Consider the following 19,953-nt stretch of genomic DNA (forward strand, 5'->3'; position numbering starts at 1 on the left):
CAAACCGGGCAATCAGGGGCAAGCCCGGGCTCAGACCACGAACAAGTCCATGAACCGGTGGACGGGCGTGGCCTCGAAACGGGAGGTATCCCCGGTCAGGTCGAGGATCTGGCGGACCCGGCGGGCCGGCAGCTGGCCGGCGATGGCCCGCTCGAACTTCTCCAGCAGCAGGGGGATACCCTCGCCGCGCCGCTCCCGGTGCCCGACGGGGGCATCGACGGCCACCCGCTCGGTCTTGCTGCCGTCCTTGAAGAAAACCTGCACGGCGTTGCCGATATAGCGCTTCTCCGGATCGAAGTAGTCGCGGGTGAAGTCGGGGTTCTCCCGCACCGCCATCTTCTCCCGCAATGCATCGATGCGCGGGTCGGCCGCGACCTCGTCGCCGTAGTCGTCGGCAGTCAGCCGGCCGAAGATCAGCGGTACCGCCACCATGTACTGCAGGCAATGGTCGCGGTCGGCGTAGTTGGCCAGCGGCCCGGTCTTGTCGATGATGCGGGCGCCCGCTTCGGTGGTCTCGATCTCGATGCGCTCGATCTGGTCCAAGCGGCCGGCCACCTCGGCGTGCAGGCGTATCGCGCACTCCACCGCGGTCTGGGCGTGGAACTCGGCCGGGTAGCTGATCTTGAACAGGATGTTCTCGATGACGTAGCTGCCGAAGCCCCGCTCGAACTCGAAGGGCTTGCCCCTGAGGGCCACGTCGTAGAAACCCCAGGTCTTGGCGCTGAGGGCGACGGGATAGCCAACGCAACCCTTCATGGCGTTGAGGGCATGGATGACCGCCCGCCGGCAGGCGTCACCCGCGGCCCAGCTCTTGCGCGGGCCGGCCTGAGGCGCATGCCGGTAGGCGCGCAGGGCGCCGCCGTCCAGCCAGCTGTGGCTGACCGCGTTGACGATCTCTTCCTTGTCGCCGCCCAGCATGTGGGTGGTCACGGCAGTGGAAGCCAGGCGCACCAGGATCACGTGGTCCAGCCCGACCCGGTTGAAGGCGTTCTTCAGCGCGTAGCAGCCCTGGATCTCGTGGGCCTTGATGGCCCAGGTCAGGATGTCGCGCACGGTGATCATCTTGCGCTGCTCGCGCTCGGCCCTCCGGCTGAGCCAGTCGCCGACCGCCAGGATGGCACCGAGGTTGTCCGAAGGGTGGCCCCACTCGGCCGCCAGCCAGGTGTCGTTGAAATCCAGCCAGCGGATCTGCACGCCGATGTTGTAGGCGGCCTGCACCGGGTCGAGCTCGTGACTGGTTCCGGGTACGCGCGCGCCGCCGGGCAGGTGGGCGCCGGGCACCAGTGGTCCGAGGTGCTTCACGCACTCCGGATGGCGCATGGCCAGCATGGCGCAGGCCAGCGAGTCCAGCAGCATGTAGCGGGCGGTGGTGTAGGCCTCGGAGGAGCCGATGTAGTAGTCGGTGACGTAGTTGGCGATGTCCACCATCGCCTGGTCGGGGTCCGGGCGCGTGGCGGAGCGGGAATCGTGTGGACTCATGAGGCGATCCGTGCGTGCGGGGTGGACGGCGGCAGTTTGCCAGAAGCGGCCGGCCACCGCCGGCCCGCAACCCCACATAACGTGTTCGGACGCCGCTCCGGGACGCCCGCGATCAGGCCGCCGGCGCCGCCACGAAGCCGGCGATGCGCTGCAGCACCCCCGCGTCCTTCAGCACGGCGCGATGCCCGAGACCGCGGGTCGCCAGCAGCTGCGCGCCCGTGGCCGCAGCGATGCGGCGGGCGTCGTCGAAGGGAATCACCGGATCCTCCCGGTCGTGCACCACCAGCACCGGCGTCGGCGCCAGCCCGGCGGCCAGCAGGTCGACGTCCAACTGCTCGGGGGCGACGCCGGTACGCCGGTGCATGGCCTCGAAGAAACGGCGCCGGGCCGGCTCGGGCAGGCCCAGGTGCCGGCTCATCCGCGCCAGCACGCCGGCCAGGCTGGCCGGCGCGGCGATGGTGACGGCCCGGGCGCTGTCAAGGCCACGGCTCAGGGCCAGCAGCGTCGAGGCCCCACCCATGGAGTGGCCTATCACCGCGTGCACGGGCCCCAGTTCGGCCGCTGCCTCCAGCAGGGCGTCGGCGAAGACCACGGGGTCGGCATCCCGGCCCGGGGAGCGGCCGTGCGCCGGTGCGTCCAGGGCCAGCACCCGGTAGCCCATGGGCACCAGGCGGGCGGCCAGGTCGCGGAACTGTGCCGCCCTGCCCTCCCAACCATGCAGGGCCAGGACCGGCGGGCCTTCCCGGCCCCAGCGCAGGCCGGCCAGGCCGAAGCGGAAGGTGACGGGTTCGGCATCCGGCGGGTCGGGCCGACGGCTGCGGCGAAGCGGATGGGTGACCAGGTAGCGGGCCAGGGCGGCGGCGGCGGCGGGGGCCAGATGACCCAGCAGGCGTCCGGGCAGACGGGCGAGGGCGGCGTTCACGGGGCTCCTTTCGGTTTCTTCATGAAACCGGGCCCACCCTACCCCTTCCGGTTGCTTGATGCAACTGGTTCCGTTAGGCTGCCGGCATGAAACGGACCTCCTATGCCGACATGGCCTGCCCCATGGCCCAGACCCTGGAACGGGTCGGGGAATGGTGGAGCCTGCTGATCCTTCGCGAGTGCTTCCGCGGCGTGCGCCGCTTCGGCGACTTCGAGCGCCGCCTGGGCATCGCCAGGAACGTGCTCAGCAGCCGGCTCAAGCGACTGGTCGAGGCCGGCATCCTCGAACGCTGCCCCTCCGCCGACGACGCCCGCGAGGTCGAGTACCGCCTGACGACCGCCGGCAAGGACCTGCTGCCGGTGCTGGTCGCCCTGGCCCAGTGGGGCGAGCGCTGGGTCTACAGGGGTTGCCCGCCGGTGCGCTTCGTGAACCGCCACACCGGCGCCCCGGTCGAGACCCTGGCGGTACGCGACAGCGAGGGCACCGTGCTGGCAGCCCGCGACCTAGCCCTGCGGCCTCCGGAGCCCGCCGCGAAAACCGCCTGATCGCCTTGTCCGCGCCAGCCCGAACGGGCATGGTGCGGCCCTTGTCCGCCCGCCACGCCCGCCCTTTTCGCGCGACGATGACGACCACGCCCTATCCGTACCTGTTCCGGCCCCTCGACCTCGGCTTCTGCACCCTTCCCAACCGGGTGCTGATGGGTTCCATGCACACGGGCCTGGAAGACCACGCCCGCGACTTCCCGCGCCTGGCCGCCTATTTCCGCGAGCGCGCCGAGGGCGGCGTCGGCCTGATGGTCACCGGCGGCATCGCACCCAACATCGTCGGTTGGCTCAAGCCCTTCGGCGGCAAACTCAGCTGGCCCTGGGAGGTGCACAAGCACCGTATCGTCACAAAGGCCGTGCACGAGGCCGGCAGCAGGATCTGCCTGCAGATCCTCCATGCCGGCCGCTATGCCGCCCATCCGCTGCTCGTGGCCCCGTCCCGGATCCGGGCCCCGATCAGCCCGCTGACGCCGCGCGCGCTTTCGGCCCGCGGCGTGGAGCGGCAGATCCGCGCTTTCGTCAACTGCGCCCGCCTGGCCCGCGATGCCGGTTACGACGGCGTCGAAGTGATGGGCTCGGAGGGCTATCTGATCAACCAGTTCCTCTCGGCGCGCAGCAACAAGCGTACCGACGCCTGGGGCGGCAGCGCGGAAAAGCGCATGCGCTTCGCCGTGGAGATCGTCCGCCGCATCCGCGAGGCGGTCGGACCGGACTTCATCCTCATCTACCGCCTGTCCATGCTGGAGCTGGTGGAGGGCGGCTCGGCCTGGGACGAGATCGTGATGCAGGCCAAGGCCATCGAGGCAGCCGGTGCCACGATCATCAACACCGGCATCGGCTGGCACGAGGCGCGGGTGCCGACCATCGCCACCTCGGTGCCGCGCGCCGTCTTCGCCGACGTCACCGCCCGGCTCAAGCCGCACGTGAAGCTGCCGCTGGTGGCCACCAACCGCATCAACATGCCCGAGGTGGCCGAGACCATACTGGCTGCCGGCCAGGCCGACATGGTGTCCATGGCCCGGCCGCTGCTGGCCGACCCGCAGTGGGTGAACAAGGCGCGCGAGGGCCGCCGCGACGACATCAACACCTGCATCGCCTGCAACCAGGCCTGCCTGGACCACGTCTTCGTCAACAGGACGGCGAGCTGCCTGGTGAACCCGCGTGCCTGCCACGAGACCGAGCTGGTCTACCGCCCGGCCGCGCGGGCGAAGAAGGTGCTGGTGGTGGGCGCCGGCCCGGCCGGCCTGGCCTGCGCCACGGTCGCCGCCGAGCGCGGCCACCGGGTCACGCTGGTGGACGCGGCAGCCGAGATCGGTGGCCAGTTCAACCTGGCCAAGCGCATCCCCGGCAAGGAGGAATTCCACGAGACCCTGCGCTACTTCCGCCGCCGGCTGGAACAGACCGGTGTCGAACAGCACCTGGGCGAGCGGCTGGGCGCCGCCGCCATCCTCGCCGGCGACTGGGAGGAGATCGTCCTGGCCACCGGCATCCGCCCGCGCCAGGTGACCTTCGCCGGCGCCGACCATCCGAAGGTCGTCAGCTACCTGGACGTGCTGCAGGGCCGGGTGGTGCCTGGAAAGAAGGTTGCCATCATCGGCGCCGGCGGCATCGGCTTCGACGTGGCCGAGTTCCTGGTGCATGAAGGCCCCTCGCCCAGCCTCGATCCGCAGCGGTGGATGGTCGAATGGGGCGTTGCCCCGGACTCTGGCGCCCCCGGCGGTCTGGCGCCGGCGCGGCCGGAACCGCCGGCCCGGGAGCTCTGGCTGTTGCAGCGCAGCCCCGGCCGACCCGGTGCTCGCCTGGGCAAGACCACTGGCTGGATCCACCGCGCCACGCTCAAGGCCAAGGGTGTGCGTGCCCTGGGCGGGGTCGAATACCTAGGCGTCGACGATTCCGGGCTGCGCATCCGGGTCGAGGGCGAGGAGCGCCTGCTGCCGGTGGACCACGTCGTCGTCTGCGCCGGCCAGGAGCCCCTGCGCGAGCTGCAGGCACCCTTGGTCGAGGCCGGTCGCAGCGTGCACCTGATCGGCGGAGCCGATGTCGCGGCGGAGCTGGACGCCAAACGTGCCATCGACCAGGGCAGCCGCCTGGCGGCAGCGCTTTGACCGGCACCATGCCGCAGGGCCTGATCGCGGCCGTTTGTCGAGCGATTACTCCAAAACAAATCAAGGGCTTGTAGACGGGCGTTCAGGCAAGGTTCGGCTCCCGGCCGTACCATGCGCGCCTGGACCGGCCCGGGGCAGAGCCCGACAGGCCGGCCGACGGCCCCGCCGCGCATGGCCTGGCGGGGATTCCGGGCGGCCCACCATGAGCAACCGCCGCCCCGGAATGCGAGCCCGGCTCGTCCATCCCCAAAACGCCAGGCCGCTGGCGCCCTTCCTTCCCGTAGCCCCCAACGGGACCCGCACAAGACCGCGGGCAAGGCGTCTCGGCGCAACGGAGCAAGGAGTTCCGCCATGAAGCTGTCCTTCATCCTGTGGCTGGCCCAGATCCTTCCCCAGCCCGCCGCCGACCCGCTGTGCTTGGCGACGACGGTGTATCTGGAGGCCCGCAACCAGTCCGAGCTGGGCCAGCGCGCCGTCGCCGAGGTCGCCCTGCGCCGTCGCGACAGCGGCCGCTGGGGCGAATCGGTCTGCGAGGTCGTCACCGCCCGCAAACAGTTCGCGCCGACCCTGGTGAACCCGGGGCTGCGCCTGAAGAACCTGAAGGCGTGGGAACGCGCCGTGCGCATCGCCTTCGAAACCCAGCGGGACTGGCAGTTGCCGCCTGGGCAGCGCCGGGAGGTGGTTCCCGGCGCCAGCCATTTCGCTGCCCTGGAGCTGGCCAATCCGGCCTGGGCCACGGCCCCGCAGGTGGCCACCATCGGCGACCACACCTTCTTCCGGGTCCAGCGCCTGAGCCCTCCGCCGGCCGCCCCCGCCGCCGAGCAGGCCCGCCTGGCGCCCTGAGGCTCCGGCGCTACCGGCGCCAGTAGCGTTCCATCTCCAGGTAGGTGAAGGACGCCGACCAGGTAAGCATCACGAACCCGGTCAAGGCCACCGTGCCGGCCAGGAAGCGGATCGGCCCCACCGGCACCACGTCGCCGGAACCCACGGTGGTATAGGACATGGCCGCCAGGTAGACGGCATCTAGCAGGTGCAGCGGCTGGGCGCCGAGCACGATGCCGGCATTCTGTACCCGGGCAAGTCCCCAGAAGCCCAGCCCGAACACCCAGATCTCGGCGACGTGCAACAGCAGGACGCCGCAGATGCCGTACAGCACCTTCCGGCGGGCCCTGCCCTCGCGGTGCAGGGCCAGTTGCCGCGACAGCAGGCTCAGGCCTTCGTAATGGATCAGCACGGCAGTGCCGACGCAGGCCACGGTGACCAGCAGCACTGCGGCATTGGCATCCCAGTACGGGTACATCAGCCGCGCTGTTCGATCGGTATGAAGGCCCGGTCCTCGGGTCCGGTGTAGTTGGCGCTGGGCCGGATGATCTTGCCGTCGATGCGCTGCTCGATCACGTGCGCGCTCCAGCCGCTGGTGCGGGCGATCACGAACAGCGGCGTGAACATCGGCGTCGGCACGCCCATCATGTGGTAGGCCGAGGCGCTGTACCAGTCGAGGTTGGGGAACATCTTCTTCATGTCCCACATCAGCTTCTCGATGCGCTCGGACACGTCGAACAGCACCTGGTTGCCGCCCTCGGCGCAGAGCTTGCGCGAGATCTCCTTGATGATCGGGTTGCGCGGATCGCCCACCGTGTAGACAGGGTGGCCGAAGCCGATAACGATCTCCTTGCGCTCGACCCGGGCGCGGATGTCGGCCTCGGCCTCGTCGGGGTTGCCGTAGCGGGCGATGATTTCCATCGCCACCTCGTTGGCGCCGCCGTGCTTGGGACCGCGCAGGGCGCCGATGGCGCCGGTGATGCAGCTGTACATGTCGCTGCCGGTGCCGGCGATGACCCGGGCAGTGAAGGTCGAGGCGTTGAACTCGTGCTCGGCATACAGCACCAGCGACTGGTCGAGCGCGCGCGCATGCGACTGGCTCGGCGGTTGGCCGTGCAGCAGGTGCAGGAAGTGCGCGGCGATGGTGTCGTCGTCGGTTTCGACCTCGATGCGGCGGCCGTTGCGGGTGAAATGCCACCAGTACAGCAGCATCGAACCGAAGCTGGCCATCAGCCGGTCGGCGATGTCGCGCGCCTCGGCCACCGGATGGCCCTCACGCTCGGGCAGCACCGTGCCCAGCAGCGAGCAACCGGTGCGCAGCACGTCCATCGGGTGGGCACTGGCCGGCACCAGTTCCAGCGCTTCCTGGACGATGGCCGGCAGGCCGCGCAGGCGGCGCAGCTTGGCCTTGTAGGCCTCGAGCTGGCTGGCGGTGGGCAGCGTGCCGTGCACCAGCAGGTGGGCGACCTCCTCGAAGCCGGCCCTGGTGGCCAGGTCCTTGATGTCGTAGCCGCGGTAGTGCAGGTCGTTGCCGCTGCGGCCGACCGTACACAGGGCGGTGTTGCCGGCGGCGGTGCCGCTCAGGGCCACCGACTTCTTCGGCTTGGGCAGGGTGCTCTCGCTCATGGGTTCCTCCCTCACTTCTTGCTGGCGAACAGCGCGTCCAGGCGCCGCTCGTACTCGTGGTAGCCGATGCGTTCGTACAGCTCCTCGCGGGTCTGCATCAGGTCGAGCACGGCCTTCTGGTGGCCGTCGCGGCGGATGGCCTGGTATACCGCCTCGGCGGCCTTGTTCATGGCGCGGAAGGCGCTCAGCGGGTACAGCTGGATGGCCACGCCCACCGAAGCCAGTTCCTCACGGCTGAACAGCGGGGTCTTGCCGAACTCGGTGATGTTGGCCAGCACCGGCACTTTCACCGCCTCGACGAAGCGCTTGTAGGTCGGCAGGTCGTAGGCGGCCTCGGCGAAGATGCCGTCGGCACCGGCCTCGACGCAGCGGATGGCGCGTTCGATGGCGGCGTCCACGCCCTCGACGGCGATGGCGTCGGTGCGGGCGATCAGGAAGAAGTCCGGATCGGTCCTGGCGTCGGCGGCAGCCTTGATCCGGTCCACCATTTCTTCGGCCGGCACGATTTCCTTGCCAGGGCGGTGGCCGCAGCGCTTGGCGCCGACCTGGTCCTCGATGTGGCAGGCGGCGGCGCCGGCCTTGATCAGCGACTTGACGGTGCGCTCGATGTTGAAGGCGCTGGGGCCGAAGCCGGTGTCTATGTCCACCAGCAGCGGCAGCTCGCAGACGTCGGTGATCCGGCGCACGTCCACCAGCACGTCCTCCAGGCCGGTGATGCCCAGGTCGGGGATGCCCAGCGAACCGGCGGCGACGCCGCCGCCGCTGAGGTAGATGGCGCGGTAGCCGGCGCGTTTGGCCAGCAGGGCGTGGTTGGCGTTGATGGCGCCGACCACCTGCAGCGGCGATTCGGCGGCCAGGGCGGCGCGGAAGCGTGCGCCGGCGGAAGGGGTATTGCTCATGGCTTGCCTCTCGAGCGCGAAGGCGGCCTGGTGGCCGCCTTCGCTGATGGATCACAGCAGGTGGGCGACGCCGGCGCGCTCTTCCTCGAGCTCGGCCAGGGTCCTGTTCATGCGCTCGCGGCTGAACTCGTCGATCTCCAGGCCCTGGACGATCTCGTAGCGCCCGTCCTTGCAGGTCACCGGGAAGCCGTAGATCACGTCCTTGGGGATGCCGTAGCTGCCGTCGGACGGGACGCCCATGGTCACCCACTTGCCGTCGGTGCCTAGCACCCAGTCGCGGACGTGATCAATGGCGGCGTTGGCGGCCGAGGCGGCCGAGCTCAGTCCGCGCGCCTCGATGATGGCGGCGCCACGCTTGCCCACCACCGGGATGAAGGTGTTCGCGTTCCAGTCGGCGTCGTTGATCATGTCCTTCAGCGACTGGCCCTTCACCCTGGCGAAGCGGTAGTCCGGGTACATGGTCGGGCTGTGGTTGCCCCACACCACCAGCTTTTCGATGTCGGCGACGGCGACATTGGCCTTGGCGGCCAGCTGGCTGAGGGCGCGGTTGTGGTCCAGGCGCAGCATGGCGGTGAAGTTGCGCGGGTCCAGGTCAGGCGCCGACTTCATGGCGATGTAGGCATTGGTGTTGGCCGGGTTGCCGACCACCAGCACCTTGACGTCACGCCTGGCGACCTTGTTCAGGGCACGGCCCTGGACAGTGAAGATCTCGGCGTTCTTCAGCAGCAGGTCCTTGCGCTCCATGCCCGGTCCACGCGGCATGGCGCCGACCAGCAAGGCGATGTCGGCGTCCTTGAAGGCCACATCCGGGTCGGAGGTGCCCACCATGCCGGCCAGCAGCGGGAAGGCGCAGTCCTCCAGCTCCATCATCACGCCGCGCAGCGCCGCCTGGGCCTTGTCCATCGGCAGCTCGAGCATCTGCAGGATCACCGGCTGGTCCTTGCCGAGCATCTCGCCCGAGGCGATGCGGAACAGCAGGGAGTAGCCGATCTGGCCGGCGGCACCGGTGACGGCAACGCGAACGGGGGTCTTCATGGGGAATCTCCTGGAACGGTTGCGGCGCCCTGTGGGGCGCCGCCTCGGGGTTGCTGGGGAATCAGGAAAGCTCGGCGAAGAACTCGCGGATGCGCTCCAGGCCGACCGGCAGCTGCTCGGTAGGACAGGTGTAGCTGATGCGCATCGAACGCGGTTCGCCGAAGGCCGAACCGGGCACGCAAGCGACGCCCTTGGCCTCGAGCAGCACGTTGCAGAAGTCGACGTCGTTGTCGATCTTCACGCCCTTGTGCGACTTGCCGAAGGCGCAGCTGATGTCCGGAAACACGTAGAAGGCGCCCTGCGGCCGCGGGCAGATCAGGCCCGGGATGGACTCAAGGGTCGCCATGACCTGGTCACGCTTGCCGGCGAACTCGGCGCACTTGGCCTTCGGAACGTCCTGCGGGCCGGACAGCGCGGCCACCGCCGCAGCGGTGACGATCTCCGGGATGTTGGTGATGTGGTTGGAGTTGAGCGTGACTACCGCCTTGGCCACTTCCTGCGGACCGGCCATCAGGCCGACTCGCCATCCCGGCATGCCGTAGGTCTTGGACAGCGAGTCCACGAACACCGTGCGCTCGCGCAGCGAGGGCTCGAACTGGACAAAGTTGCTGTAGGCGATGCCGTCGAAGAGCATCCGGTTGTAGATGTCGTCGGTGATCACCCAGGTGTCCGGGTGCTTTGCGATCACCGCCGCCAGCGCCTTCACTTCGTCCGGCGTGTAGACCATGCCGGTCGGGTTGGACGGGTTGTTGAACAGGAACACCCGCGGCTTGTGCGACAGCGCCTCGTCCAGCTGCGCCGGGGTCAGCTTGTAGTCCTGTTCGGAGCCGCAGGGCAGCAGGCGGATCTTCGCGCCGACGATCTCGGCGATGTCCAGGTAGCTGGTCCAGTACGGGGTCGGGAAGGCGATCTCGTCGCCCTCGTCCAGCATGGCCTCGAACAGGTTGTAGAGGATGTGCTTGGCGCCGACTGCGACCACGCAGTTCTCGCGCCGGTAGCCCTCCAGGCCGAGCTTCGCCATGTGCCCGAGAAAGGCATCCAGCAATGCCTCGGAGCCGCGGTTGGAACCGTACTGGCCGCTGTCCCGGGCCAGGGCCTCGCGGGCCGCGGCGTAGACGTGTTCGCCGGGCAGGAAGTTGGGGACGCCGATGGAGAAGCTGACGATGTCGCGGCCTTCGGCCTTGAGCTTCCTGGCCTTCTCGGCCACGGCCATGATGGCGCTGGGCTTGGCGCGGCCCACGCGCTTGGCAAGCTGGGGCATCACTGTCCTCGCAAGCGTGAATGGCAGGGTGGGGAAACCCCGGAAGGATACCACGCCCACTCCACCCGACGCCGGGGACGGGGGCTTGCCTGCGGCCGCGGAACGGGCATGCTCGGCAGCACCGGAGGTGCCCATGCGAAAGCCCACGCAAGACGCGCCCGTTTCTCCGTCCCGGCGGCAGCAAGGTCGGCTGGCCGGCCTCCTGGCCGGGCTCATGGCGCTGCTGTCGGCCGTCGCTGCGGCCTACGACCAGAACCGCATCGCCACCGGTCCGGACGGACGGCCGCTGCGGATCGACGGCAGCGTGGTGATGGTCGAGCCAGACATCGAACTGAGCCTGGTTACCGCTGGTGGCGTCCAGGAGCCGCGCCGGGCCTGGTCCGAGGCGGCCCGGCAACACTACCCGGTCGTGGTGGCGCGCTGGCTGGAGCGCAAGGGCATCCAAACCCGCCCCGCTTTCGACCTGCCGGATGACCTGCCCGCCGACTCCCGCCTGGGCCAGCTGGTGCGCCTGCACGAGGCAGTGGCACTGAGCATCGCCCTCTACACCCGCAGGGGCAGCTACCTGGCCACCAAGGGCGGCCGCCTCGACTGGACCCTGGGCGGGGGCGTGGCCGAGCTGCGCGAGGCGACCGGCGCCGACTACGCCCTGTTCTCCTACATCCGCGACAGCTACACCAGCGAAGGCCGGGCGGCGCTGCGCGTGCTGGGGGTGCTGGCGGGCCTGGCCGCCGGCCAGCTGGTGGACATCGGCGGCGGCCGCCAGGTGGCGGTGGTCACCCTGGTGGACCTGCGCAGCGGCCAGGTGGTCTGGTTTAACCTGATGTCGCGGCAAACCGGCGACTTGCGCGACCCGGAAGGCGCCGAGGACACGGTGAAGGAACTGCTGGAGGGCCTGCCGCTGTGAGCCGCCGTCCGGCCTGGCTGGCCCTGCTTCTGTCCGTCTGCGTGACGGTCGCCGCCGCGGCCGGCCCCGCTCCGGCCGAACCGGGCGTGCGCCCGCCGCCGGGCAGCGACGAGGACGAGCTCTGGTACGCCATGGACCAGGCCGAGCGGGAGCTGCGTCAGCATCCGCTGCGGCTGCACGACGAGGCGCTGAACGCCTACGTGCGCGGCGTCGCCTGCAAGGTCGCGGCCGACTACTGCGCCGACCTGCGCGTGTACGTGATCGAGCAGCCCTGGTTCAACGCCTCGATGGCGCCAAACGGCATGATGATGGTCTGGACCGGCGCCCTGCTGCGCTTCCAGGACGAATCCGAACTGGCCCTGGTGCTGGGCCACGAATTCGCCCATTTCCGACAGCGGCATTCGCTGCAGCAATGGCGCAGGACCAAGCGCACCACCGCCTTCCTGAACTCCTTCGGTCTGGTCGCCTGGGCCGGCGGGGCAGGCGCCGCCGGCCAGGTGGCGGGCCTGCTCGGCGCCGCCAGCCTGTACCAGCACTCCCGTGATGCCGAACGCGAGGCCGACCGCGCCGGTTTCGCCGCCGCGGTGGCCCAGGGCTACGACCCGATGGCCGGTGCCCGCCTCTGGCAGCGCATGAAGGCCGAGGAGGACGCCCGCCGCTACGGCAAGCCCATCCCCGTGTTTGCCACCCACCCGCGCACGGCCGAGCGCCTGGCCGACGTACGCGCGGCCGGCTTGGCCGCCGCCCCGGACGGCTGGACCGGCGATCCCGGCCGCGAGTCCTACCTGGCGGCGGTGCGGCCACACCTCATGGATTGGCTGGAGGACGAACTCGGCCGGCGCATGTACGACAGCTCCGTGCAGGTGATCGGCGACCTGCACGCGCTGGCACCGCCCGAGCTGCAGGCCTTGTACGGCTTCTACCTGGCCGAGGCCCTGCGCCGGCGCAACGAACCCGGCGACCAGGCGCGCGCCGAGGCCCTGTACGAGGCCGTGCTCGGCCAGCCCGACCCGCCGGCCGGCGCCTGGCGCGAATGGGGTCTGGTGCTGCGCGGGCGCGGCAACCGCGTCGCCGCCGCCGAGGCGCTGCGCCGTTACCTGGCGCTGGCACCGGAAGCCGACGATGCCGCCTTCATCCGCCACTATCTGACCGAGCTGGAGGCCCGGCCATGAGCATGCCCCACCGGAAAGGCGCGATCTGCCGGGCCCTGCCCCTGCCCCTGGCCGTCCTGCTGCTGGCGGCCTGCGTCGCTTCGACCAGCCCAGGCGGCAAGCTGCAGCCGGCGGCCAGCACCGCCCGGGTCAATGAGCTGGCACTGCAGTCCGGGCTGGACTGGGCCCGCATCCGCGGCCACCACCGGATGGAAACCTGGACCATCGACGGCCCGGCCCTGAACCGGCTGGTGATCGTCACCCGCATCAAGCCGGGCGAGCACGTCTTCCTGCAGAGAAAGGAACGGCGCTCGCGCCCGGACGGCCCCTGGTACCGCAGCAGAATGCGCCCCGACGAACTGCGCGACCTGGTGGTGGACGGTCTGCGCGAGGGCGGCTGGGCCGACATCGAAACTCCCGGCTTGCGTCCGGCCAGCTTTGGCGGCGTGCCGGGTCTGCGCTTCGAACTGGAGATGGCCAGTAGCTCGGGCCTTCGCTACGGCGGCATGGCGGCGGCGGCCGAATTCGAGGGCAAGCTGTACCTGCTGCTGTGGATGGCGCCGCGCGAGCACTACCACGACCGCGATGCAGCGGCGGTTGCCGCCATGTTCGACCACCTGCGCTTCGTTCGTCGCTGAATCCCTTGCCGGGCCCGGCGCGGGCCGGGGATCCCGGCCTCGTGCGGGATGGGCGATGAAACGTCGCCAGCCCTGCCTGGCCGGCCTGACGAAGCCGGCAGGGCTTGCCGAAACGGCAGCAACCGTTCAGCGGCGGCAGGGCCCGCGCTCCGGTATAATCCGTCGCTTCCCCTTCCAGAAAGCCGCCGGCCCCAGGGCCCGGCGCCCCTTGCGCATGTCCATCCAGAATCTCCGCAACATCGCCATCGTGGCCCACGTCGACCACGGCAAGACCACCCTCGTGGACCAGCTGCTCAAGCAGTCGCACACGCTGGGCGAGCGCACGCAGCTGGCCGAGCGGGTGATGGACAGCAATGACCTGGAGAAGGAACGCGGCATCACCATCCTCTCCAAGAACACCGCCATCCGCTGGCGCTCGCCGGAAGGCGCCGAGTACCGCATCAACATCGTGGATACCCCCGGCCACGCCGACTTCGGCGGCGAGGTCGAGCGCGTTCTGTCCATGGTGGATTCGGTGCTGATCCTGGTGGACGCGATGGATGGCCCGATGCCGCAGACCCGCTTCGTCACCCAGAAAGCCTTCGCGATGGGCTTCAGGCCTATCGTGGTGATCAACAAGGTGGACCGCCCAGGTGCCCGGCCCGACTGGGTGCTGAACCAGACCTTCGATCTATTCGACCGCCTGGGTGCCACCGAGGAGCAGCTGGACTTCCCGGTGGTCTACGCCTCCGGCCTCAACGGCTATGCCGGCCTGGACGAGAGCGTGCGCTCGGGCGACATGACGCCGCTGTTCGAGGCGATCGTCAAGCATGTGCCGCCGCCGCCGGTGGACCTGGACGGCCCCTTCCAGATGCGCATCACCTCGCTGGACTACAACAGCTACGTCGGCGTCATTGGCGTCGGCCGCATCCAGCGCGGCCGCATCCGCCCGAACATGCCGGTGACGGTGATCGACCGCGAGGGCAGGAACCGCAGCGGCAAGGTGCTGCAGGTGCTGGGCTTCATGGGCCTGGAGCGGCATGAAGTGGCCGAGGCCCAGGCCGGCGACATCGTCGCCCTCTCGGGCATCGAAGGCCTGGGCATCTCCGAGACGCTGTGCGACCCGGCCGCGCCCGAGCAGTTGCCGGTGCTGAAGGTGGACGAGCCGACCATCAGCATGACCTTCCAGGTCAACGATTCGCCCTTCGCCGGCAACAAGGAACGCAGCGGCGGCAAGTTCCTGACCTCGCGCCAGCTGCGCGACCGGCTGATGCGTGAGACCCGGCACAATGTCGCCCTGAAGGTGGAAGACACCGAGGACGCCGACAAGTTCAAGGTCAGCGGTCGCGGCGAGCTGCACCTTTCCATCCTGATCGAAACCATGCGCCGCGAGGGTTACGAGCTGGCGGTGTCGCGTCCGGAAGTGATCGTGCGCGAGATCGACGGCCAGATGATGGAGCCCTACGAAAGCCTGGTCGTAGACCTCGACGAGCAGTATCAGGGCGGCGTCATGGCCCGGCTGGGCGAGCGCAAGGCGCTGTTGCAGAACATGGAGCCGGACGGCAAGGGTCGGGTGCGTCTGGAGTTCATCATTCCGGCCCGCGGCCTGATCGGCTTCCAGACCGAGTTCCGCACCATCACCGCCGGCACCGGCCTGCTGTTCCACGTGTTCGACCACTACGGCCCGAAGGCCGAGGGCGCGATCGGCCAGCGCCAGAACGGCGTGCTGATTTCCAATGACACCGGCACTTCCACCGCCTACGCTCAGTTCGCCCTGCAGGAGCGCGGCCGGCTGATGGTGGAGCCGGGCGAGGAGATCTACGAAGGCCAGATCATCGGCATCCACGCAAAAGACAACGACCTGACCGTCAATGCCCTGCGCGCCAAGCAGCTGACCAACTTCCGCGCCGCCGGCAAGGACGACGCGCTGGCGCTGAGCCCGCCGCTGCGGCTGACCCTGGAACAGGCGCTGGAGTTCATCGACGACGACGAGCTGGTGGAGGTCACCCCGGCGGCGATCCGCCTGCGCAAGAAACTGCGCACCGAGACCGACCGCAAACGCGCCTCCCGCGCCGGCTGAATCCCCGGCCCCGCCCGTATCAGCCGACCCGGGCCGCTCTCAGGCGATCAGGACGGGCACCGACCGTTCGCCGGTGCGCTGTTCCTGACCGCCGGCCCAGTTCTCGGCCATGCGCCGTACCGCCAGCACCAGCTCCGCTTCGTGGCGGGCATAGGGCAGGCGAAGCCAGCGGTCGGCGCCGCCCTCGACGCTGAAGACCGGGCCCGGTGCCAGCAGCACGCCATGACGTTCCATCCGCGCCGCGTAGCGGGTGGCGCTGCCGGCCGGCATGCGCAGCCACAGCGACAGGCCGCCGCCGGGCAGGCGGTAGCGCCAGTCCGGCAGGTATTCGTCCACCGCCGCCGCCAGCGTGTCGCGTCGTCGGCGCAGGTCTTCCCTGCGCCTGGGCAGCAGCTCCGGCTGCTGCGTCAGCTCGAGCACCACCAGCTGGTCGAACAGCGAGCCGCCCAGGTCCAGGCGGATGCGGGCGGCGACGATGCGCGGCACCAGCTCGCGCGGCGCGCGGATCCAGCCCACCCGCAGGCCGCCCCAGTACATCTTCGAGACGCTGCCGACGCTGAGCGCGTCCCTGGCGAATGCGGCGAACGGCGCCGGCATCGGTCCGCCGTCGAGACTGATCGGCTGCAGGGTCTCGTCGACGATCGCGGTGGTGCCGGCGGCATGCAGCGAACGCGCGTAACGTTCACGGCCGGGCTCGTCCATCAGGAAGCCGGTGGGGTTCTGGAAATCGGGGATCAGGTAGGCCAGGCGTGGTGAAGCCTGGCGGAGCGTCGCTTCGATGCCGTCGTGGTCCCAGCCCTGCTCGCCCAGCGGATCGGCCAGGGGCGAGGCGACTAGGCGGCCGCCGCCGGCTTTCAAGGCCTCCATCGCATTGGGATAAACCGGCGACTCGACCATGATCCGGTCGCCCGGCCCCGACAGCGCCCGCGCCAGGATGGCCAGGGCCGAGAGCGCGCCGGAGGTGACGACGATCTGCTCGGCCGAAGTCGGCAGCCCGCGCTCGGCGTAGCTGGCGGCGATCCTGGCGCGCAGCGCCGGCAGGCCCGAGGGCAGGTAGCCGTCCCCGCCCAGGTAGGCCGGCAGCGCCGCAAGGGCGCGCTCATAGGCCGCGGCCAGGCCGGGCGAAGCGGCGCTGGCGGCGCAGTTGAGGTCGATGGCACCGTCGATGACATCGCCATCCGGCAGCGGACGCAAGGCGTGGTCGTGGGCGCGGCGGCGGTCGATGGGAACGGCGGCGTAGGTGCCCGAACCCTGCCTGGCCTGGGCAAAGCCGGCCTCGGCGAGGTCGGCATAGGCCCGGGCCACCGTGATCCGGGAAAGCCCTAGCGCGACAGCAACCGCGCGCTCGCTGGGCAGGCGGGTGCCGACCGGGATGCGGCCGTCGCCGATCAGCTCCTGCAGCGCCAGGCAAAGCCCGCGGTAGGCCGGCGAGCGGCCGAAGTTCCCCACCAGGGTGGCAAGCCGGCCGGCATCCAGGCTCCGTTCCATGAGGCCACCTCCCGAGAATTGGCTATGTAATTGCAGGCCAATTATCGCCAAAGTCTGGTCATGGACAAGAACTCCTGCCTCCCCCTCGCCTCCCTGGGGCCGCTGGCCCAGCTGAGCGCCGGTCGCCTGCCGGAACGCCTGCTCCGGCTGTTGCTCGGGCTGTGGGTCTACGGCCTGTCGGTCGCCTTGATGGTGGAAGGTGCGGTCGGCGCCTCGCCCTGGGACGTCTTCCACGTCGGCGCCGCCCGCCACCTGCCGCTGTCGCTGGGCGGGGTGATGGTGCTGACATCGCTGCTGATCCTGCTGGCCTGGATCCCCCTGCGCCAGATGCCGGGCCTGGGCACGATCGCCAATTCGCTGCTGCTGGGCCCCTTCGCCGACCTCAACCTCGCTTGGCTGGGTAGCCCCGAAAGCCTGCTCACGCGCATGCTGTACATGTCCGCCGGCATCGTCGTCTGCGCCTTCGCGACCGCGCTGTACATCGGCGCGCAGCTCGGGCCCGGGCCCCGCGACGGGCTGATGACCGGCCTGGTCCGCCGGACCGGCAGGCCGGTCTGGCGGGTCCGCACCGCGATCGAGGCTTCGGTGCTGGTGGCCGGCATCGGACTGGGTGGCGTGGCCGGTATCGGGACCGTACTGTTCGCCTTCGGGGTGGGTCCGCTGACCCAGCTGTTCCTGCCCCGGCTGACCGTCAGGCTGGAGGCCGGCAACCCCACCACGCTCGGGCAGCGAGGCTCCAGGTGATGACCGAAATCCTGCGCTACTGCGCCTTCAGCAGCGATCCGGCCGGCGGAAACCCGGCAGGGGTGGTGCTCGATGCGCGCGAGCTGGCCGAGGCCGACATGCAACGCATCGCCGCCGAGGTGGGCTATTCGGAAACCGCCTTCCTTTCCGCACGCTCCGGCGGCGGCTTCGACGTGCGCTACTTCAGTCCGCTGGCGGAAGTCAGCTTCTGCGGGCACGCGACGATCGCGGCAGCGGTCGCCCATGCCGACCGCCATGGACCGGGCGACCTGGACTTCCACACCCGGGCCGGGCGGGTCCGCGTCGCCGTGGACGCGCAGCGGACGGCGACGCTGGTGAGTGTGCCGCCGCGCGTCGAGCCGCTGGCCGCTGAGGCCCTGGACGGTATCCTGTCGGCGCTGCACTGGCGGCGGGACGAACTCGACCCCGCGCTACCACCCGCGATCGGCTATGCCGGCGCCTGGCACCCGGTGATCGCGACGGCCAGTCGCGACAGGCTGCGCCGACTGGACTACGACTTCGATGCCCTGGCCGCCCTGATGCGCCAGGCCGGCTGGACCACGGTCGCCCTGGTCTGGCGCGAGGCGCCCGACCTGTTCCACGCCCGCAACCCCTTTCCTCCGGGCGGCGTCATCGAGGACCCGGCCACTGGTGCCGCCGCCGCCGCCCTGGGTGCCTGGCTGGCTGCCATAGACGCCCTGCCGGCCAGCCGGCGCGTGCTGATTCACCAGGGTACGGACATGGGCCGCCCGAGCCGACTCCTGGTCACCGTGCCGCTCGGGTCCGGGGCCGGTATCCGGGTCAGCGGGACCGCCGTGGAGACGACAGGTGCCGGCTGAGGCAGCAGCCAGCCTTCATGGCGCCAGCGGTCGTGCCAGGCTGGCCTGCTTGCGCACGATCAGCATGGCGATCTCGAGCGACTGCTCGTAGTTCAGGCGCGGATCCACGGTGGAGCGGTAGGCCCGCTGCAGGTCGGCATCGGTCAGTTCACGGGCGCCGCCGGTGCATTCGGTGACGTTCTCGCCGGTCAGCTCCAGGTGGACACCGCCCAGGCGCGTTCCGGCCGCGGCGTGCAGCTCGAAGACCTGTTCCAGCTCGGCACGGATGTTCTCGAAACGGCGGGTCTTGTAGCCATTGCTGGCCACCTCCGTGTTGCCGTGCATCGGATCGCAAACCCAGAGCACGCGCCGGCCTTCGCGCCGCACCGCCTCCAGCAGCGGCGGCAAGCACTCCGCCACCCTGGTGGCGCCCATGCGATGGATGAAGGTCAGCCGCCCCGGTTCATTGCCGGGATCGAGCAGATCGGCCAGCCGCAACAGCCGGTCGGGCGTCGCCGAGGGTCCCAACTTGACCGCAACCGGATTGCGCAAACCGCGGAAGTATTCGACGTGAGCGCCCTCGGGGTCGGCGGTGCGCATGCCGATCCACGGGAAGTGGGTGGAGAGGTTGAACCAGCCCCACTGGCGTGGCACCTGCCGGGTCAGCGCTTCCTCGTAGGGCAACAGCAACGCCTCGTGCGAAGTGTAGAAGTCGGCCCGGTTGAGGTTGTGCAGCGCCTCGCCGGACAGCGTCTCCATGAAACGCACGGCGTCGCCGACGGCGGCGACCATGCGCTGGTACTCGTCGGCCAGCGGCGAGTGCCCCACCCAGCCCAGATCCCAGTACTCGGGGTGGTGCAGGTCGGCAAAGCCGCCGTCGATCAACGCCCGGACGAAGTTCATGGTCATGGCCGAGCGGGCGTGCCCCTTGACCATGCGGCGCGGATCCGGTGTGCGGGCGGCGTCGGAGAATTCGGGCCCGTTGATGAAGTCGCCGCGGTAGCTGGGCAGGGTCCGGCCTTCACGGGTTTCGGTATCGGCCGAGCGCGGTTTGGCGTACTGGCCGGCGAAACGGCCCACGCGCACCACCGGCAAGCGCAAGCCATGCACCAGCACCAGGCTCATCTGCAGCAGGACCTTCAGGCGGTTGGAAACCAGGCCCGACTCGCAGTCAGCGAAACTCTCGGCACAATCGCCGCCCTGCAGCAGGAACCGCTTGCCTTCCTGCGCTTCCGCCAGCAGGCGCTTGAGCTCCAGGATCTCCCAGGAGGTCACCAGGGGCGGCAAGCGCCGCAACTCCTCCTGCACGCCGGCCAGGGCCTCGGGATCCGGATAGACCGGCTGCTGTGCCGCCGGGCGACCACGCCAGCTGTCCGGCGCCCAGTCGGCGGCGACGGATACGGGCTGCAGGCTGCGGTCTGGCACGGTCATCTCGAAGGGTTCCGGATCGGGCT

The 19,953-nt window shown here is 70.1% G+C and carries 18 protein-coding genes; 9 read left to right on the forward strand and 9 right to left on the reverse strand.

Annotated features, from left to right (window positions below):
- Nucleotides 1–30: 30 nt before the first annotated feature.
- On the reverse strand, nt 31–1,479 hold the full coding sequence (locus F0415_RS02040) for a bifunctional 2-methylcitrate dehydratase/aconitate hydratase (RefSeq protein WP_149859522.1): 1,449 nt from the start codon (nt 1,477–1,479) through the stop codon (nt 31–33).
- 112 nt (nt 1,480–1,591) lie between these two features.
- Nucleotides 1,592–2,401 (reverse strand): alpha/beta hydrolase, encoded by an 810-nt coding sequence (locus F0415_RS02045; protein WP_188310254.1) that lies wholly within the window; start codon nt 2,399–2,401, stop codon nt 1,592–1,594.
- Between the two features lie 86 nt (nt 2,402–2,487).
- On the opposite strand from F0415_RS02045, the gene F0415_RS02050 reads away from it, so the two are divergent.
- The 3 genes from F0415_RS02050 to F0415_RS02060 all read left to right on the forward strand — a co-directional run bounded on the left by F0415_RS02050 (nt 2,488) and on the right by F0415_RS02060 (nt 5,894).
- Nucleotides 2,488–2,946, forward strand: a complete 459-nt coding sequence (locus F0415_RS02050) for a winged helix-turn-helix transcriptional regulator (protein ID WP_149859524.1) — start codon at nt 2,488–2,490, stop codon at nt 2,944–2,946.
- Nucleotides 2,947–3,023: 77 nt separating this feature from the next.
- Nucleotides 3,024–5,051, forward strand: coding sequence for an NADPH-dependent 2,4-dienoyl-CoA reductase (locus F0415_RS02055; RefSeq protein WP_188310255.1), 2,028 nt, complete (start codon nt 3,024–3,026; stop codon nt 5,049–5,051).
- 351 nt (nt 5,052–5,402) lie between these two features.
- Nucleotides 5,403–5,894, forward strand: a complete 492-nt coding sequence (locus F0415_RS02060) for a cell wall hydrolase (RefSeq protein WP_149859526.1) — start codon at nt 5,403–5,405, stop codon at nt 5,892–5,894.
- Nucleotides 5,895–5,904: 10 nt separating this feature from the next.
- Here the strand turns inward: F0415_RS02060 and F0415_RS02065 are convergent, their stop codons facing one another.
- The 5 genes from F0415_RS02065 to F0415_RS02085 all read right to left on the reverse strand — a co-directional run bounded on the left by F0415_RS02065 (nt 5,905) and on the right by F0415_RS02085 (nt 10,694).
- Complete coding sequence (locus tag F0415_RS02065) at nt 5,905–6,351, reverse strand: ion channel (RefSeq protein WP_149859527.1); 447 nt, start codon at nt 6,349–6,351, stop codon at nt 5,905–5,907.
- Nucleotides 6,351–7,499 carry a bifunctional 2-methylcitrate synthase/citrate synthase gene (prpC, locus tag F0415_RS02070; protein ID WP_149859528.1) on the reverse strand — a complete coding sequence of 383 codons (1,149 nt, stop codon included), beginning with the start codon at nt 7,497–7,499 and terminating at the stop codon, nt 6,351–6,353. The genes F0415_RS02065 and prpC overlap by 1 nt, the downstream gene beginning before the upstream one ends.
- A gap of 11 nt (nt 7,500–7,510) precedes the next feature.
- Nucleotides 7,511–8,398, reverse strand: coding sequence for a methylisocitrate lyase (gene prpB / locus F0415_RS02075; RefSeq protein WP_149859529.1), 888 nt, complete (start codon nt 8,396–8,398; stop codon nt 7,511–7,513).
- Nucleotides 8,399–8,449: 51 nt separating this feature from the next.
- Nucleotides 8,450–9,433, reverse strand: coding sequence for a malate dehydrogenase (locus F0415_RS02080; protein ID WP_149859530.1), 984 nt, complete (start codon nt 9,431–9,433; stop codon nt 8,450–8,452).
- A 61-nt stretch (nt 9,434–9,494) separates the two neighbouring features.
- Nucleotides 9,495–10,694 (reverse strand): pyridoxal phosphate-dependent aminotransferase, encoded by a 1,200-nt coding sequence (locus F0415_RS02085; RefSeq protein WP_149859531.1) that lies wholly within the window; start codon nt 10,692–10,694, stop codon nt 9,495–9,497.
- A 214-nt stretch (nt 10,695–10,908) separates the two neighbouring features.
- Between F0415_RS02085 and F0415_RS02090 the strand changes: the two genes are divergently transcribed.
- From F0415_RS02090 to typA, 4 genes are all read left to right on the forward strand, one after another.
- Nucleotides 10,909–11,601: a hypothetical protein gene (locus F0415_RS02090; protein ID WP_149859532.1), complete on the forward strand. Its 693-nt coding sequence runs from the start codon at nt 10,909–10,911 to the stop codon at nt 11,599–11,601.
- The gene (locus F0415_RS02095) at nt 11,598–12,773 is read left to right on the forward strand and encodes a M48 family metallopeptidase (RefSeq protein ID WP_149859533.1); all 1,176 of its coding nucleotides are present in this window, start codon (nt 11,598–11,600) and stop codon (nt 12,771–12,773) included. The genes F0415_RS02090 and F0415_RS02095 overlap by 4 nt, the downstream gene beginning before the upstream one ends.
- Entirely contained in the window at nt 12,770–13,390 is a 621-nt protein-coding gene (locus tag F0415_RS02100) for a hypothetical protein (RefSeq protein ID WP_149859534.1), read from the forward strand. Before F0415_RS02095 ends, F0415_RS02100 begins: the two co-directional genes overlap by 4 nt.
- Before the next feature lie 214 nt (nt 13,391–13,604).
- Nucleotides 13,605–15,449, forward strand: a complete 1,845-nt coding sequence (gene typA, locus F0415_RS02105; RefSeq protein ID WP_149859535.1) for a translational GTPase TypA — start codon at nt 13,605–13,607, stop codon at nt 15,447–15,449.
- Between the two features lie 39 nt (nt 15,450–15,488).
- Here the strand turns inward: typA and yczR are convergent, their stop codons facing one another.
- Nucleotides 15,489–16,937, reverse strand: a complete 1,449-nt coding sequence (yczR, locus tag F0415_RS02110; protein WP_149859536.1) for a MocR-like transcription factor YczR — start codon at nt 16,935–16,937, stop codon at nt 15,489–15,491.
- 60 nt (nt 16,938–16,997) lie between these two features.
- On the opposite strand from yczR, the gene yczE reads away from it, so the two are divergent.
- Together yczE and F0415_RS02120 are read left to right on the forward strand one after the other, a co-directional pair.
- Entirely contained in the window at nt 16,998–17,681 is a 684-nt protein-coding gene (gene yczE / locus F0415_RS02115; RefSeq protein ID WP_149859537.1) for a membrane protein YczE, read from the forward strand.
- Nucleotides 17,681–18,520: a PhzF family phenazine biosynthesis protein gene (locus tag F0415_RS02120; RefSeq protein ID WP_149859538.1), complete on the forward strand. Its 840-nt coding sequence runs from the start codon at nt 17,681–17,683 to the stop codon at nt 18,518–18,520. Before yczE ends, F0415_RS02120 begins: the two co-directional genes overlap by 1 nt.
- A 15-nt stretch (nt 18,521–18,535) precedes the next feature.
- Here the strand turns inward: F0415_RS02120 and F0415_RS02125 are convergent, their stop codons facing one another.
- A complete protein-coding gene (locus F0415_RS02125; protein WP_149859539.1) occupies nt 18,536–19,930 on the reverse strand; it encodes a class II 3-deoxy-7-phosphoheptulonate synthase in 1,395 nt (464 codons plus the stop codon).
- Nucleotides 19,931–19,953: the final 23 nt, after the last annotated feature.

The sequence above is a fragment of the Arenimonas fontis genome (assembly GCF_008386465.1).
Classification (GTDB): Bacteria; Pseudomonadota; Gammaproteobacteria; order Xanthomonadales; family Xanthomonadaceae; genus Arenimonas; species Arenimonas fontis.

Excerpts from the sequence above, each read along its gene's own strand:
- F0415_RS02040 (WP_149859522.1), bottom strand. The coding sequence starts at position 1,479 with ATGAGTCCACACGATTCCCGCTCCGCCACGCGCCCGGACCCCGACCAG.
- F0415_RS02050 (WP_149859524.1), top strand. The coding sequence starts at position 2,488 with ATGAAACGGACCTCCTATGCCGACATGGCCTGCCCCATGGCCCAGACC.
- F0415_RS02055 (WP_188310255.1), top strand. The coding sequence starts at position 3,024 with ATGACGACCACGCCCTATCCGTACCTGTTCCGGCCCCTCGACCTCGGC.
- F0415_RS02060 (WP_149859526.1), top strand. The coding sequence starts at position 5,403 with ATGAAGCTGTCCTTCATCCTGTGGCTGGCCCAGATCCTTCCCCAGCCC.
- F0415_RS02065 (WP_149859527.1), bottom strand. The coding sequence starts at position 6,351 with ATGTACCCGTACTGGGATGCCAATGCCGCAGTGCTGCTGGTCACCGTG.
- prpC (WP_149859528.1), bottom strand. The coding sequence starts at position 7,499 with ATGAGCGAGAGCACCCTGCCCAAGCCGAAGAAGTCGGTGGCCCTGAGC.
- prpB (WP_149859529.1), bottom strand. The coding sequence starts at position 8,398 with ATGAGCAATACCCCTTCCGCCGGCGCACGCTTCCGCGCCGCCCTGGCC.
- F0415_RS02080 (WP_149859530.1), bottom strand. The coding sequence starts at position 9,433 with ATGAAGACCCCCGTTCGCGTTGCCGTCACCGGTGCCGCCGGCCAGATC.
- F0415_RS02085 (WP_149859531.1), bottom strand. The coding sequence starts at position 10,694 with ATGCCCCAGCTTGCCAAGCGCGTGGGCCGCGCCAAGCCCAGCGCCATC.
- F0415_RS02090 (WP_149859532.1), top strand. The coding sequence starts at position 10,909 with ATGGCGCTGCTGTCGGCCGTCGCTGCGGCCTACGACCAGAACCGCATC.
- F0415_RS02100 (WP_149859534.1), top strand. The coding sequence starts at position 12,770 with ATGAGCATGCCCCACCGGAAAGGCGCGATCTGCCGGGCCCTGCCCCTG.
- typA (WP_149859535.1), top strand. The coding sequence starts at position 13,605 with ATGTCCATCCAGAATCTCCGCAACATCGCCATCGTGGCCCACGTCGAC.
- yczR (WP_149859536.1), bottom strand. The coding sequence starts at position 16,937 with ATGGAACGGAGCCTGGATGCCGGCCGGCTTGCCACCCTGGTGGGGAAC.
- yczE (WP_149859537.1), top strand. The coding sequence starts at position 16,998 with ATGGACAAGAACTCCTGCCTCCCCCTCGCCTCCCTGGGGCCGCTGGCC.
- F0415_RS02120 (WP_149859538.1), top strand. The coding sequence starts at position 17,681 with ATGACCGAAATCCTGCGCTACTGCGCCTTCAGCAGCGATCCGGCCGGC.
- F0415_RS02125 (WP_149859539.1), bottom strand. The coding sequence starts at position 19,930 with ATGACCGTGCCAGACCGCAGCCTGCAGCCCGTATCCGTCGCCGCCGAC.